The organism is Pseudomonas sp. LBUM1670 (assembly GCF_059695695.1).
On the sequence record NZ_CP166783.1, the window covers coordinates 3,102,707 to 3,117,956 of the forward strand.

Here is a 15,250-nt window from a genome sequence, read left to right on the forward strand (position 1 = left end):
TGCCCCGGCTCCGTTGGGAGTGCGCGGCCGTGCGCGCAGAATTGCCGAGGCAGTATCGGAGACTTTCCAGGCGAAAAACGCAACTGGATCCGACCGGCCCAAGCCTGAGAACAGGACTTATATGTACGTATACGACGAGTACGATCAGCGGATCATCGAGGACCGCGTCAAGCAGTTCCGTGATCAGACCCGACGCTATCTGGCAGGCGAGCTGAGCGAAGAAGAATTCCGCCCTCTGCGCCTGCAAAACGGGCTCTATGTCCAACGCTTCGCGCCGATGTTGCGGGTAGCAGTGCCTTACGGCCAGCTGACTTCGCGCCAGACGCGAATGATGGCCAAGGTTGCCCGCGACTATGACAAGGGCTATGCCCACATCAGTACCCGCCAGAACGTGCAGTTCAACTGGCCGGCACTGGAAGACATCCCGGACATCCTGCAAGAGCTGGCCACCGTGCAGATGCACGCGATCCAGACCAGCGGCAACTGCCTGCGCAACGTCACCACCGACCAGTTCGCCGGTGTCGCTGCCGACGAGTTGATCGACCCGCGCCCGTGGTGCGAGATCGTTCGCCAATGGACGACGTTCCACCCGGAATTCGCCTATTTGCCGCGCAAGTTCAAGATCGCCATCAACGGTTCGACGTCTGACCGTGCAGCCATCGAAGTTCATGACATCGGCCTTGAGCCGGTGCACAACGCCGCGGGCGAACTGGGCTTCCGTGTGCTGGTCGGCGGTGGACTGGGCCGTACCCCGGTGGTCGGCGCGTTCATCAATGAATTCCTGCCGTGGCAAGACCTGTTGAGCTACCTCGACGCCATCCTGCGTGTTTACAACCGCTATGGCCGTCGCGACAACAAGTACAAGGCGCGGATCAAGATTCTGGTCAAGGCCCTGACGCCTGAAGTCTTCGCGCAGAAAGTCGATGCGGAAATGGAACACCTTCGCGGAGGCCAGACCACGCTGACCGAAGCCGAAGTGCATCGCGTTGCCAAACACTTCGTTGACCCGGACTACAAGGCGCTGGACAACCAGACGGCCGAACTGGCCGAACTCGACAAACAACACCCGGGCTTCGCTCGCTGGCGCACCCGCAATACCCTGGCGCACAAGAAGCCGGGTTATGTCGCCGTGACCCTGTCCCTGAAACCGACCGGCGTTGCGCCGGGCGACATCACCGACAAGCAGCTCGACGCCGTGGCCGACCTGGCCGATCGTTACAGCTTCGGTCAACTGCGCACGTCCCACGAGCAGAACATCATTCTGGCCGACGTTGAACAGTCCCAACTGTTCGCCATGTGGGGCGAATTGCGCGAGCAAGGTTTCGCCACGCCGAACGTCGGTTTGCTGACCGACATCATCTGCTGCCCTGGCGGTGATTTCTGCTCGCTGGCCAACGCCAAGTCGATCCCGATCGCCGAATCGATCCAGCGTCGTTTCGACGACCTGGATTACCTGTTCGACATCGGTGAACTGGACCTGAACATCTCCGGTTGCATGAACGCCTGCGGTCACCACCACGTCGGCCACATCGGCATCCTCGGGGTGGACAAGAAAGGCGAAGAGTTCTACCAGGTGTCCCTCGGCGGCAGCGCCAGTCGCGATGCGAGCCTGGGCAAGATCCTCGGCCCGTCCTTTGCCCAGGAAGCCATGCCTGACGTGATCGAAAAGCTGATCGACGTGTACATCGAACAACGTACCGAAGACGAGCGCTTCATCGACACCTATCAACGTATTGGCATCGACCTCTTCAAGGAACGCGTCTATGCAGCGAATCATTAAGAACAACGAAGTCGTCGACGAAACCTGGCACTTGCTGCCCAAGGACTTCAACATCGACGAGATCAGCAACTGCGACGACCTGATCGTGCCGCTGACGCTGTGGCGCGAACACGGCCGTATGCTCAAGGCGCGCGACGGCGGCCTGGGCGTTTGGCTGGACGCTGACGAAGAAGCTGAAGAGATCGGTGACGACGTGGAAAACTTCCAGGTGATCGCCCTGAATTTCCCGGCCTTCACCGATGGCCGCAATTACTCCAACGCCCGTTTGCTGCGAGACCGTTACGGTTTCAAAGGCGAACTGCGGGCGATTGGCGATGTGTTGCGCGACCAGCTGTTCTACCTGCATCGCTGTGGTTTCGATGCATTTGCGATTCGCGCCGATAAAGACCCGCACGAAGCCCTTGAAGGTCTCAAGGACTTCTCGGTGACCTATCAGGCCGCCACCGACGAACCGCTGCCGCTGTTCCGTCGCCGTTGATTGTTATGCCTTGAGCCCCTTGCGGGGTTCAAGGCTCACAGGCTGTTGCTAGGGATGCCCTACGGCCGGAAATGGCCGCCCCAACGCCACCCAGTGGGCGTAAAGTCGCGCCCGGTCCTCCAATGTTGTGAACGCCGCAAACGGGTTGTCGAAGGCACCCGCTGGTAACGGCACATCCTGAATCAATCGCCCCCACAATTCATTCGAAGCGTCTGCTTCAGTCAGCAGTCGCCATACCCGTGTCTGAAGATCCAGATAATTGACCTGAAAATCCGCGGTGAGCGTCAAGGTATTGATAGTCCCTAAAAATCGTCCGCCGCGCTGTCTGAGTGCCAGTCGTTGCCATATCTGTAACCGGGCATTCTCTTGCGCGGGTTCAATGCCGTGCAACCAGGCAGCCGGATTCGAATAGTCATTGCCCGGTGCGCTCAGCCACAAGTTGATGCCTGTTTGTTCGCGATGCGTGACCAGGCGCTGCAAGGTGTCCTCGTCGGTGATCGGGTTATGCCACAGCAGAACTCGATCCCGGGCGATAGCCTGATTCAGTACCGCCTGCGGCACTCGACTGATCAGGTTATCTCTCAAATCCAGCAGCGTCAGATACGGTTGGTCCATGATCCCGACCGGGCAAATTTTGATCTTTGAGTTGTTCAAATTCAAAGACCGCAGCTGGTTCATGCTCATGACCAAGGGCGGATCACCCAATGGGTTATCGCTCATGTCCAAGTGTTGAAGATTAGTCAGTTCATTCAACTTCCCGGCATTGAGCTCACTCAATTTCAGGTGGGTGTTACGCAAGCTCAATGAAGTGAGACGCTTCAAACTCGGAATCGTGACTGGCAATTCGCCGACCTGGAACGCATTACCAATGTGAAACCGCAAGTCAACATCTTCAAGATCCAGCATTTGCAGATTGGGGAAGCCATCAAGAAATTCATCCAGGCTGGAAATGACGTTCATTTGAAAGCTCGCCATTTCCAAACCGACAACATCGTTCAGTCGAACGCTGAGCGCTGGTAATCGGTGGAAAAATTCTCCTTCCATGTCCATCGTGACACCCACAACATGGTTGCCGGAATAATGGCTGTTTGGCTGCGGTGGACGCTTTCGCCAGATGGAAATGAGTTCGTCGGCCAGTTCAATTCTGGTCTGCCTCTCAAGCGTCATCGCATCTTGTATCAGCCCTGCATTATGGGCTGCCAATTGCGCAGGATTCATACCTGCTGCCCCGGGATCGCCGATGTTCAGGACAGGTACACCCATATCGTCAATGTCGTGCGCCACCAGATCAATCCAGTCGCTCATATCAACGCACAACTGCTCAAGTTGATCTTTCAACCGATCCATATGGGCTATGTAATTGATGCCCACTGACTCCAACTCCGCATCGGCTTCAGCATCAGTGAACTCTGGATAGATTTCCCTGAGCAGTAGCCTCTTCACTGGCTGCGTGAGCGCTTCGGCTTGAGTTGTGTCCGGGTAAACGCCGCCCTTGAGTCCCTGCGAATCAAAGGCGAGTCGTGAGTTCATTCTGTCCAGCCCGGTAGCCAGCTCGGTGCGAGACAGCGCGTGATCGCTGATTTTGAGCTTCAGCTCGGCGCCAGTATCCGCGGACAGCAGTTGCAAGGCCGAACGTTCGTCCTTGGACAGGACCTCGGCGACCGCCGCGCAAAAATTTGTCGCTGCGGTAGCAGGAGCTGACTGATAGCGCTCCTGGACCTTGATCAGGCGCAGGCAATCAGGTGAGGTGACTGGACCGGTATGATCCAGCACCCGCCCGCCAAGCGAACCGTCGAGCACTTCGATTCGCAGTCCTTTGGGCCATCCAGGAAGGTTTGCGAGTGAATGCAGCGCCAGTGTGTCCGATTCAGCACTGGTGACTGAGCGAAGATAGAGACCTTCATAGGCACGATTGAGGCGCACGTGCTGCTGGTATTGGCGGGCCTTTCTGTCCAGTTGTTTGAACAATTCCCTGGCAAGGTCAGGGTCGGGGGTCGCCTTGAAATCGATGCCATAGCGATCGAGCATTTGCTCCACGGCCGATTTGGGCAAATCGGGATAGGTCCGTTGAAAGAGCTGGACCCATTCGTGCTCCGACTGCTGAAGTGCCTGATATCGACGGTTGAACTCAGCAGCCGCAGTCGACGGATCGCTCAACGCTGCGACTTCCTGATCAATCCTGAAACGATCCACCGTATCGGCCAGTAAAGGCGTCGGTGCGCGCCCGGCCTGCATCAGCCGAAGCATGTCGTTATCGACGGCGCTGACCTTGCCGATTTGTGCCAGCACCTCATCCGTGAAAGTACCGGCCGGGGCACCGACTCCCCGCAAAAGCTCCACCCGCGTCGGCAGCGGTAATTCCGGTTGCAGGGGCGCTGGGGGTGCAACGGGTTCCTTTATCGGCTGGCTTGAGCCGCCGCTTTCGTGATCCAGATCGGTCAGCTCAGCCAACTCCGCCCCGTCCTTGCCAAGCGAACCAACGGCTGGTATCAGCGGCAGTGCATTGAGCAAACCGAACACGGTTCGCGTCACACCCTGCGAGCGTTTGCTGGCGGTTTCACCGTTAACAGCCTGATCCAGGCCATACCCGGTGTCGATCAGTCCGGCAAGGACCAATAACCCCTCGCCTCCAGGAACGAACAGCGCCAGCGGGCCGAACTGATTGACCCACTGGACAATGGGCTCGACGATGGCGCTCAAATTGGCGCGATTGACATCAGCATCGTCGCGGATGATTTGATTACTGACGATGGCCGCCTGCTTCATGGTCAGAACCAGCTGCGCAAACGGATCAGTCTTCGAAGAAGCAATGTCGACGTCGATGTAGTCCGCGGGGTCCCAATAGCCGTCGTTGTTGAAGAAGCCGGACTCTTTGGTCAAGTGATACTGGCGCGGATAAATCGCCATGCCATCGAGCGCTGTGAGCACGCCGGCGTGAAAGGTTCCGTCCTCGCGATCCTCAACTGCGAAGTGCGCAGCCAGTGCCTGCTTCGTTACCGCAGCCTTACCCTGCTCGACTATCCATTGGCGAAGCTCGCTCCCGTCGGCGAACTCATGCAGCGGTGAGGAGTTGCCGGGAATGTACAGCAGCACTCGGCCACTGGATCGGTCGCGGTAACACCAGACATCCCTTGCCGTGTATCGATAGAGCTTTAAACGCCCCCCCTCGACGCTGGCAGACAGCCGCGTCGACGCTTGCAGTTGTCCAATAGTCAGCCCTTCCCAGGTTTGATCGGAAGGCAACCCCGCCGCGCGCATCGCCAGCTCCAGGCCTTTTCTGGACAAGCTGTTCTCATGATGTTGCAGCCACGCGGTCATGACAAAAGCGGCCTTGGCCGAGGTTCTCAATGCGTAAGGTCTGGACGCCATCAGCACCTCGTCCGACGGCCAGGCTTTGTCCAGATAGTTTTCATACAAATACTTCAAATCCAGCTCCCAGACCCATTTCTTGAAGTCGGCTGGACGCAGGTTGATTTGTGTATCGGGTCCATAGGCTTGCGGGGTTGTCTGTCGATAAATGCCTTCGTAAGTACGGTGATTGCCACTGCCGTGATCAGCGAATTCGTCGACGTTTTCGACAAGACGAACAGCTGGCCCGACATCTGGCGGCGTATATAAACCAAAAGCTGTTTCACCGAAGCGCCCGTCGCCAACGGTCTGGTAGTTGGAAAGCAGCGTCTGCACCAGCGTGCGCGAACTTCCCACTTGGCCTTGGTGAATGCCGTTCTGTGCTTCATGGCCCCTGTAGTCGTAATCGAGGGTCACCAGCAAGGCGGTCTGCGGATCGATTTCCGCACCCCACTTTTGCTTGATCAATTGCTCGCCAAACTGGCCCGGGGTTTGCGGAAGCGCGATGTCCACCGCCGCTTTCAGTTCGTCGCGCATTCGTAGAGGGGGTGCCGTGTTCATGATGCATTCCTTTGCAGTCAATTCAGAACCACCACCCTACCCAATCCGGCCGCTCTGCAACGTCAGAGTGATCGACAGCAACGTAAGGAAAGTTCGCTGCTGGCGGACGGACGTTTTGCAGACCAAAAAAAACCGTGGAAATGTCCACGGTTTTTTATTGGTCATGACGATTAGACATTCCAGCCAGGCCCCGTAGGAGCGAGCTTGCTCGCGATGGACGCCAACGATAACGCGTATTCTCTGGATACACGCGTCGTCCTGAAGTCCATCGCGAGCAAGCTCGCTCCTACACGTTACCAGAAGCGTTGCTGCGTCAACCGGCTCCACCAGGTCAGCAACACGCGATCGACCGAACCGCTGGCCGCCATGCCGATGCGCTCCTGCAGGCTTTTGCGTTCGGCGTAGTGCAAGTGGTACAGCTCGGACTTCTTCGCCCGTTCGGCGAGGTATTCGTCGCTGGTCTTGAGTTCGTCCACCAATTGCTTGTCCAGCGCGGCGACGCCGAGCCAGATTTCGCCGGTCGCCACTTCGTCGATGGCCAGTTGCGGGCGATAGCGGGAAACGAAGTTCTTGAACAACTGATGGGTGACGTCCAGGTCTTCCTGAAATTTCTCGCGGCCCTTTTCGGTGTTTTCGCCAAACACGGTCAGGGTGCGTTTGTATTCGCCGGCGGTGAGGACTTCAAAATCGATGTCGTGCTTTCTCAGCAGGCGATTGACGTTTGGCAACTGCGCCACCACACCGATCGAGCCGAGGATGGCGAATGGCGCGCTGATGATCTTCTCGCCGATGCACGCCATCATGTAGCCGCCGCTGGCCGCGACCTTGTCGATGCACACCGTCAGTGGCACGCCAGCGTCACGGATGCGCGCCAGTTGCGACGACGCAAGGCCGTAGCTGTGAACCATGCCGCCACCGCTCTCCAGACGCAGCACCACTTCATCCTTTGGCGTGGCCAGGGTCAGCAGCGCGGTGATTTCGTGGCGCAGGCTTTCAGTGGCCGAGGCCTTGATGTCGCCATCGAAATCCAGCACGAACACCCGGGATTTGGCCTCGGGTTTTTTCTTCTGCTTTTTCTCGATTTTAGCTTCGACCTTGCGAAGGGCCTTGAGCTGGTCCTTGTCGAGCAAGGTCTGCTCCAGGCGTTCGCGCAGCCCTTTGTAGAAATCATTGAGTTTGCTGACTTGCAACTGGCCGGCGGACTTGCGCCGACCTTTACTGCGCAACGACGCGAAACTGGCCAGGACCACCAGAATGGCGATCACCAGCGTCACGGTTTTAGCCAGGAAACTGGCGTACTCGGACAAAAACTCCACAGTGACTCCTTCAGCACAATGCGCGGCAAAAACGCGCGCGGGATAACATCAGCATACCCATGCGCCAGCCCGGCGACCAGCCGGGAAACCTCTGGCACTGGCCTGCAACAAGCATTTCAAACAAGCGTATGTTTTTTCATTGACAGCTCACCGTCATCCTCATAACCTCGCCAAACCTTCAACGTACCGGGATGACGCGGACGTGGGCAGTATCTATTTGATTCGACATGGCCAGGCCTCCTTTGGTGCAGACGACTATGACGTCCTGTCACCGACCGGTATTCGCCAGGCAGAAGTCCTCGGCCAGCACCTCGCCGGGCTGGGTATCCGCTTTGATCGCTGCCTCTCGGGCGATCTGCGCCGCCAGCAACATACCGCCAGCAGCGCGCTGGAACAGTTCGCCGCTGTGGGGCTGCCGGTGCCGACTGTGGAAACCGATTCCGCCTTCAATGAATTCGATGCCGATGCGGTGATCCGCGCGCTGCTGCCGGCCATGCTCGACGACGAGCCCGAAGCGCTGGAGATCCTGCGCAACGCCGCGCAAAACCGTGCCGAGTTCCAGCGTATTTTCGCGCTGATCATCGAGCGCTGGCTGGCCGGTACGTATGACACGCCGGGCCTTGAAAGCTGGCTGGGTTTTGTCGAGCGGGTGCAGGCCGGTCTGCACCGAATCCTCGAAAGCGCCGACAACACCCAGAAAATCGCCGTGTTCACCTCCGGCGGCACCATTACTGCCCTGCTCCACCTGATTACGCAAATGCCTGCCCGCCAGGCGTTTGAACTTAACTGGCAAATCGTCAACACCTCGCTCAACCAACTGAAGTTTCGTGGTCGCGAGGTGGCACTGGCTTCTTTCAACAATCATGCGCACCTGCAACTGTTGAAAGCACCGGAACTCATCACGTTTCGCTGAGTCCGGACTATTGTGACCCTGGCTGTAATCACCCAGCTCTAATTACCCAAGAAAGGATCGAACCATGACCTCCGTAGCTGATGCCGTACAAGCAATGAAAGCCAAGTTCAACCCAGCCGCTGCTGCCGGTCTGGACCTGGTTTTCGGTTTCCGCATCGACGACACCAAGAACTTCTCGCTGATTGTCAAAGACAGCACCTGCGAGCTGCAGGAAGGCGAGAACCCTGACGCCCAGGTCACTCTGGTGATGGACGGCGAAACCCTGGAAGGCATCGTTGACGGTTCGACCGACGGCATGCAAGCGTTCATGGGCGGCAAACTGCGCGCTGAAGGCGACATGATGCTGGCCATGAAACTGTCCGAGCTGTTCCCGAGCTAAGACGACGGCTCCCGCTCTCGGGAGCCTCTCTGGCTGCACACGAATCCCGCCCCTTGTGGCGGGATTCGTCGTTTTTCACCTTTGGAAAACCGCCCCCTGCGGATTTGCGGTCTATATTCCTTCTGGCCGCATGCGTCAGACATCGGCTGTTCTATCCCCTTTTTCTTCTATGAAAGAACCGAGCGGAGAGCACTGCCATGAGCCCACCTGACGAGCACAACGGTTTCAATCGCCGACGTGTTTTGCACGGCCTTTCGGCAGGTGCCGTCGGTGCCTGGATCAGCCCTCTATTCGCAGGGAGTAAAACCATGCCAGAGACTCCGGCCGACCTCATTCTGTACAACGGACGCCTGCACACCGTCGATCGCAAGAAACCCCAGGCCAGTGCCGTCGCAATCAAGGACGGACGCTTCGTGGTGGTTGGCAGCGACGCTCAAGCCATGGCGTTACAAGGCCCCGCCACGCAAATTATTGACCTGCACGGACGCACGGTGATTCCCGGCCTCAACGACTCGCACCTGCACCTGATCCGTGGTGGTTTGAATTACAACCTGGAACTGCGCTGGGAAGGCGTGCCGTCGCTGGTCGATGCCCTGCGCATGCTCAAGGATCAGGCCGACCGCACACCCACGCCGCAATGGGTACGGGTCGTCGGTGGCTGGAACGAATTCCAGTTCGCCGAAAAACGCCTGCCAACGATTGATGAACTGAATAAAGCGGCGCCGGACACGCCGGTGTTCGTGCTGCACCTCTACGACCGCGCCCTGCTCAACCGCGCCGCATTGAAAGTGGTCGGCTACACCCGCGACACGCCGAACCCGCCCGGCGGTGAAATCCAGCGCGACGCCAATGGCGACCCGACCGGCATGCTGATCGCCCGCCCCAACGCGATGATTCTCTATTCGACCCTGGCCAAGGGACCGAAACTGCCACTGGAATACCAAGTCAACTCGACCCGGCAATTCATGCGCGAACTCAATCGCCTCGGTGTCACCAGCGCCATCGACGCCGGTGGTGGTTATCAGAATTACCCGGACGACTATCAGGTCATTCAGCAACTGGCCAAGGACCAACAGCTCACGGTGCGCATCGCCTACAATCTGTTCACCCAAAAACCCAAGGAAGAGCTGACCGACTTCAAGAACTGGACCAGCACCTCCCATTACGGTCAGGGTGACGACTTCCTGCGGCACAATGGTGCCGGAGAAATGCTGGTGTTTTCGGCGGCGGATTTCGAAGACTTTCTCGAGCCGCGTCCGGACCTGCCGCCAACCATGGAACAGGACCTGGAGCCGGTGGTTCGCCATCTCGTCGAGCAACGCTGGCCATTCCGCCTGCACGCCACCTACAACGAATCCATCAGCCGTATGCTTGATGTGTTCGAGAAGGTCAATCGCGACATTCCGTTCGACGGCTTGCCATGGTTTTTCGATCACGCCGAAACCATTACCCCGCAGAACATCGAGCGGGTCAAAGCCTTGGGCGGCGGGATCGCGATCCAGGATCGCATGGCGTTTCAGGGCGAGTACTTTGTCGACCGCTACGGCGCCAAGGCCGCCGAGCACACGCCACCGATCGCACGGATGCTTGCCGAAGGCGTTCCCGTTGGCGCCGGCACCGATGCCACGCGGGTGTCGAGCTACAACCCCTGGACGTCGATGTATTGGCTGATCAGCGGGCGCACCGTTGGTGGTCTGGCTCTGTACCCGCAAGGCTTGAGCCGTGACACCGCACTGGAGTTGTTCACCCACGGCAGTGCCTGGTTTTCTTCCGAGCAAGGCAAGAAAGGCCAGATCAAGGTCGGGCAACTGGCGGATTTGATTGCACTGTCGGCGGACTATTTCCACATCGAGGATGAGGCGGTGAAATGGATCGAGTCGGTGCTGACGATTGTCGATGGCAAGATCGTCTATGGCGCCGTCGAGTTCGAGAAATTCGGTCCGCCCCCCGTGCCGGTGGTGCCGGAATGGTCACCGGTGGTTAACGTGCCCGGCCATTGGAAACCGCTGGCGCCGATGACGGCGCAGGTTCATCAATGCGTCGGGGCTTGCGCGGTGCATGCTCACGGCCATGATCGGGCGCGATTGTCTTCGGCACCGGTCAGTGACTTTCAGGGGTTCTGGGGAGCGTTTGGCTGTTCGTGTTTTGCGTTTTGAATTGAACCGCTGTAGGCAGATGGCTGACCTGGCCTTGCGGATGTACCCGAAACCATTGTGGGAGCGAGCCTGCTCGCGAAAAACCTCTGGACAACGCGTTCATTCAGACAGCACGCATTATCGTTGGCGTCCATCGCAGGCAAGCCAGCTCCCACAGGGGAACGCATACACCTGCAATCAGGTCGGCTGGCAGGCCGCCTCGCGGTGCTGTTGCGATAGGCGCCCCCTGCGCTCGGCCTTCCGACGGCGCAGATCAAGATCAAAAGCCAGAGCCACTGGAAACGGTAGGAGCGAGCTTGCTCGCGAAAATCGTCCGGACAACGCGTTCATTCAGACAGCACGCGTTATCGTTGGCACCCATCGCAGGCAAGCCAGCTCCCACAGGGGAACGCATACACCTGCAATCAGGTCGGCTGGCAGGCCGCCTCGCGGTGCTGTTGCGATAGGCGCCCCCTGCGCTCGGCCTTCCGACGGCGCAGATCAAGATCAAAAGCCAGAGCCACTGGAAACTGTAGGAGCGAGCTTGCTCGCGAAAATCGTCCGGACAACGCGTTCATTCAGACAGCACGCGTTATCGTTGGCACCCATAGCAGGCAAGCCAGCTCCCACAGGGGAACGCATACACCTGCAATCAGGTCGGCTGGCAGGCCGCCTCGCGGTGCTGTTGCGGTAGTCGCCCCCTCGAGAGGCCGAGCGCAGGTTCTGCGCAGTGGGCAACCCGGCATGGATGCCGGGTTAGCCGCGCACGGCCATGGATGGCCGATCGCGGCGGGCCCACGGAGCAGGACCGGAGCGAGGGCATGCCGAGCACTAGCGAGGCACCGAACGAAAGGGGCAAAAGCCCTTGGTTACTTGGGGCTTTTCCAAGTGACTCGCCGTAAGGGCGAAACCGCCAGCAGCCGTTACCGCACAACGGATATGTACCCATTCAACAAAAGAAACACCGCGCAACCACCACACAAAACGAGTCCGGCTGTATCCGCTTACAATGCCCACACCTCCCAAACCGGCCTCCCCATGGACATCGACCTCGCCCGTACCTTTCTGGAAATCGTCCGCCACGGCAGCCTCGCCGCCGCAGCGGAAAAACTCCACGTTACCCAGACCGCGATCACCGCACGTGTACAGAAACTTGAAAACCAGCTGGGCAGCACGCTGTTCGTGCGCAACCGCGCCGGTGCTCGTTTGACCCCGAACGGCGAAGCCTTTGTGGTCTACGCCAATCAACTGGTCGAAACCTGGGAAGCCGCACGCCGGGACTTGCCGTTGCCAGAGGGCTACCACGACGTACTGCACATCGGCGGCGAAGTCAGTCTGTGCAACCCGTTGATGCTCAGTTGGGCCGGCGAACTGCGGGAGAAGATTCCCGGCCACGCGCTGCGCATGGAGATCCGCGACGGTGAAAACCTGCTGCGCCAACTGGAACTGGGGGTGCTGGACGCGGCGCTGGTCTATCAGCCCGAGTATTGGCCGCGCCTGCAAGTCGAACAGGTGCTGGAAGAAAAACTGATTCTGGTCCGTCTGACCGCAAACCCTGAACCCTACGTGTACATCGACTGGGGCCAGGACTTTCGCCGTCAGCACGATGCCGCGCTACCGGAGAAAGCCAAGGCAGCGCTGAGCTTCAACCTCGGTCCGCTGGCCCTGCAATACATTCTGGAAAACGGCGGCAGTGGCTACTTTCGTACCCGGGTGGTGCAGAGCTACCTGGAAAGCGGTGTACTGGAACAAGTGCCGAAAGCCCCGGAATTCAGCTACCCGACCTATCTGGTTTACTCCCGCGACCGTGACTCGGCGACCCTGCAACACGCTTTCGACCTGCTGCGCGAAGTCATCCAGTCCGACGATGACTGGTCGCAACGCTGGAACCCGCTGACCTGAGTCCGGTTTACACCGGAACATGGCGTTTGTGTCTTCTGGCTTCGACCCTCCGGAAACGGCGGGATCGTCTAATCTGCTGGGACAACAATAACCACAGGTGAACGCAGTGAGGCAGACCACCGAGGCTTTCCGCACCCGCTATCGCGCTGACATTCATCCACGCTACAACCCCTGGCTGCACGGCGGCTTTGTGCTGCTGTTCGGGTTGCTGGCCATCGGGGCATTCTGGAGCACCGTGCATCAGGTGCTGCCGCTGGAATGGCTGGCAGTGCCGCTGACGTTGTTATTCTTCAACTTCGGCGTGTACACGGTCCATCGCCACCTCGGCCATCACAAAAAAAGCTTCGCGCGGATGTTCTATGCCCGCCATGCCGGTGACCATCACAGCTTCTTCGCACCCGACCACATGACTTACGGCAGCGCCCGCGACTGGCGGGTGATCCTGTTTCCAGCCTGGCTGATCGTGGTGCATACGCTCGTCATCACCTTGCCCGTCTGGTGGCTGCTCAAGCAGTTCGATGCCAACGTCGCCGGATTGGTCGGCGGCTGCCTGGTCCTCGGTTACCTGACTTATGAAGTGTTCCATGCCTGCGAGCACTTGCCGCCCTCGAACCCGGTAACGCGCTGGCCGTGGATCCGTCAGATGCGCCGTCTGCACGAACTGCATCATCGCCGGGAGTTGATGCAGGAACGCAATTTCAACATCGTTTTTCCACTGATGGACTACCTGTTCGGCACCCTTTATTGGGAGCCCGAGCCGACTTACCTGTACCCGACGAGAACGCCCATGACCCGCATGCAGCATCAGATCAACATTGCCGGTAACCCGATTGACGTGCTCGCCTACGCCAGCACCGTGACCCGCTGGCCGGAGTGGCACCCGTCGTCGCTCAAGGTCAAGGGCCAGGGCGGTCCGTTACATGCCGGGGCGCGCTTCGAAGAAGACATCAGGGCTGGCGGGCGCGAGGGGCATTTACGCTGGGCGGTCAACGAGTATTTGCCCGGTCGTCGCTGGAGCGCTCGTGCTCAGGGCGATCATGGCCTGTCGTTGGTGGTGACTTACGAATGCGAGGCCGAGGGCGATGGCACGCGGTTTGTCCGCACCCTGGAGTACCAGTTCAGCGGCCTGGCGATGCGCATCGCCAACCGTCTGCTGCTGAAGCGGCGCATCAATCATGAATCAGCCGCGTCGATGCTGGCCTTGCGCGAAATGGCCCACAAGCACCTGGCCCCGACGGGAGTCACCGTGTGAGTCGAACCGTCAAGTTCCGCCATGTCGTGTTGCTGGTGATCGTGGCCATTGCCGCCTTTCTGCTGCTGATGCCGACCAAGGTGCAACCGGTGGCCTGGACGCCGCCACCGGCGCCTTCGCTCACCAATGGACCCTATGCCGACAATCAGCGCCTCAAAGGCATGGAGCGTGTGGGCGCCGACGATATCGACGGGCCGGAAGCCTTGTTGCTGGAGGACAATGTCCTCATCACCGGCCTGCACGACGGCCGGCTGATTCGCACCAGCCTCGATGGTAAGGTCACCAAAGTGCTGGCCGACACCGGCGGGCGGCCGCTGGGACTGGCGCGTCATCCCAATGGTTTGCTGGTGATCGCCGACGGGGTCAAGGGCTTGCTGTCGCTGGACGCTCAAGGACGGTTGATTGCGTTGACCACGGCGGCGAATGGCGTGGCCTTTGGTTTCACCGACGACGTGGCCATCGACAAGTCCGGGCATTACGCCTATTTCAGTGATGCTTCCAGCCGCTTCGGATACGGCCACGATGGCGAGGCGATCATGGAGCACGGCGGCGATGGTCGCTTGCTACGCTATGACTTCCAGACCGGTAAAACGGCGGTCCTGCTGGATAAACTCGAGTTTGCCAACGGCGTGACCCTGGGACCGGACGATGCTTTTGTGCTGGTCAACGAAACCGGTGCCTATCGCATCAGTCGTTACTGGTTGAGCGGGCCGAAAGCAGGTACTCATGATGTGTTTATCGACAACTTGCCGGGACTGCCGGACAACCTCGCTTTCAATGGCCGGGACCGTTTCTGGGTGGCGCTGTATGCCCCGCGCAACGCACTGCTCGATGCCACGGCAGCACATCCCTTCGTGCGCAAGATGATCGTGCGGGCGATGACGGTTCTGCCCAAACCAGTGGAGAAACGCGGGTTTGCATTGGGGCTGGATGTCGAGGGCAAGGTGATTGCCAATCTCCAGGACGGCAGCAGCGACAATTACTCGCCGATTACCACGGTGCGTGAGTATGGGGAGTGGTTGTATTTCGGGTCGTTGAAGGCCAGACACATGGTGCGCTTACCGCTTACCACGGCATTACAGAAGTAACGCAAATCAAAAATGTGGGAGCGGGCTTGCTCGCGAAAGCAGTGTGTCAGTCGACATATGTATTGACTGACATACCGCTTTCGCGAGCAAGCCCGCTC

At 59.1% G+C, this 15,250-nt stretch carries 10 protein-coding genes; 8 read left to right on the top strand and 2 right to left on the bottom strand.

Features of this window, described 5'->3' with window-relative positions:
* The first annotated feature begins 121 nt into the window (after positions 1-121).
* Positions 122-1,780 (top strand): nitrite/sulfite reductase, encoded by a 1,659-nt coding sequence (locus ACA073_RS14010; protein ID WP_497396958.1) that lies wholly within the window; start codon positions 122-124, stop codon positions 1,778-1,780.
* Positions 1,764-2,258, top strand: coding sequence for a DUF934 domain-containing protein (locus ACA073_RS14015; protein ID WP_497396960.1), 495 nt, complete (start codon positions 1,764-1,766; stop codon positions 2,256-2,258). The genes ACA073_RS14010 and ACA073_RS14015 overlap by 17 nt, the downstream gene beginning before the upstream one ends.
* Positions 2,259-2,306: 48 nt before the next feature.
* Here the strand turns inward: ACA073_RS14015 and ACA073_RS14020 are convergent, their stop codons facing one another.
* Both ACA073_RS14020 and sohB read right to left on the bottom strand, forming a co-directional pair.
* Positions 2,307-6,167, bottom strand: a complete 3,861-nt coding sequence (locus ACA073_RS14020; protein WP_497396962.1) for a leucine-rich repeat domain-containing protein — start codon at positions 6,165-6,167, stop codon at positions 2,307-2,309.
* 293 nt (positions 6,168-6,460) lie between these two features.
* The gene (gene sohB / locus ACA073_RS14025) at positions 6,461-7,483 is read right to left on the bottom strand and encodes a protease SohB (protein ID WP_497396964.1); all 1,023 of its coding nucleotides are present in this window, start codon (positions 7,481-7,483) and stop codon (positions 6,461-6,463) included.
* 202 nt (positions 7,484-7,685) lie between these two features.
* Between sohB and ACA073_RS14030 the strand changes: the two genes are divergently transcribed.
* The 6 genes from ACA073_RS14030 to ACA073_RS14055 all read left to right on the top strand — a co-directional run bounded on the left by ACA073_RS14030 (position 7,686) and on the right by ACA073_RS14055 (position 15,152).
* Entirely contained in the window at positions 7,686-8,396 is a 711-nt protein-coding gene (locus ACA073_RS14030) for a histidine phosphatase family protein (protein ID WP_497396966.1), read from the top strand.
* A 64-nt stretch (positions 8,397-8,460) separates the two neighbouring features.
* The gene (locus ACA073_RS14035; RefSeq protein ID WP_008015934.1) at positions 8,461-8,775 is read left to right on the top strand and encodes an SCP2 sterol-binding domain-containing protein; all 315 of its coding nucleotides are present in this window, start codon (positions 8,461-8,463) and stop codon (positions 8,773-8,775) included.
* Between the two features lie 308 nt (positions 8,776-9,083).
* A complete protein-coding gene (locus ACA073_RS14040; protein ID WP_497396969.1) occupies positions 9,084-10,931 on the top strand; it encodes an amidohydrolase in 1,848 nt (615 codons plus the stop codon).
* Between the two features lie 1,017 nt (positions 10,932-11,948).
* Positions 11,949-12,812 (top strand): LysR family transcriptional regulator, encoded by an 864-nt coding sequence (locus ACA073_RS14045; protein ID WP_497396971.1) that lies wholly within the window; start codon positions 11,949-11,951, stop codon positions 12,810-12,812.
* A 106-nt stretch (positions 12,813-12,918) separates the two neighbouring features.
* Positions 12,919-14,064 (top strand): sterol desaturase/SRPBCC family protein, encoded by a 1,146-nt coding sequence (locus tag ACA073_RS14050; protein WP_497396973.1) that lies wholly within the window; start codon positions 12,919-12,921, stop codon positions 14,062-14,064.
* Positions 14,061-15,152 (top strand): SMP-30/gluconolactonase/LRE family protein, encoded by a 1,092-nt coding sequence (locus tag ACA073_RS14055; RefSeq protein WP_497396975.1) that lies wholly within the window; start codon positions 14,061-14,063, stop codon positions 15,150-15,152. Before ACA073_RS14050 ends, ACA073_RS14055 begins: the two co-directional genes overlap by 4 nt.
* Positions 15,153-15,250 lie beyond the last annotated feature (98 nt).

What these genes read in the sequence shown, in the direction of transcription:
- ACA073_RS14045 (WP_497396971.1), top strand. Translation starts at nt 11,949, where the DNA reads ATGGACATCGACCTCGCCCGTACCTTTCTGGAAATCGTCCGCCACGGC.
- ACA073_RS14020 (WP_497396962.1), bottom strand. Translation starts at nt 6,167, where the DNA reads ATGAACACGGCACCCCCTCTACGAATGCGCGACGAACTGAAAGCGGCG.
- ACA073_RS14010 (WP_497396958.1), top strand. Translation starts at nt 122, where the DNA reads ATGTACGTATACGACGAGTACGATCAGCGGATCATCGAGGACCGCGTC.
- ACA073_RS14035 (WP_008015934.1), top strand. Translation starts at nt 8,461, where the DNA reads ATGACCTCCGTAGCTGATGCCGTACAAGCAATGAAAGCCAAGTTCAAC.
- ACA073_RS14015 (WP_497396960.1), top strand. Translation starts at nt 1,764, where the DNA reads ATGCAGCGAATCATTAAGAACAACGAAGTCGTCGACGAAACCTGGCAC.
- ACA073_RS14040 (WP_497396969.1), top strand. Translation starts at nt 9,084, where the DNA reads ATGCCAGAGACTCCGGCCGACCTCATTCTGTACAACGGACGCCTGCAC.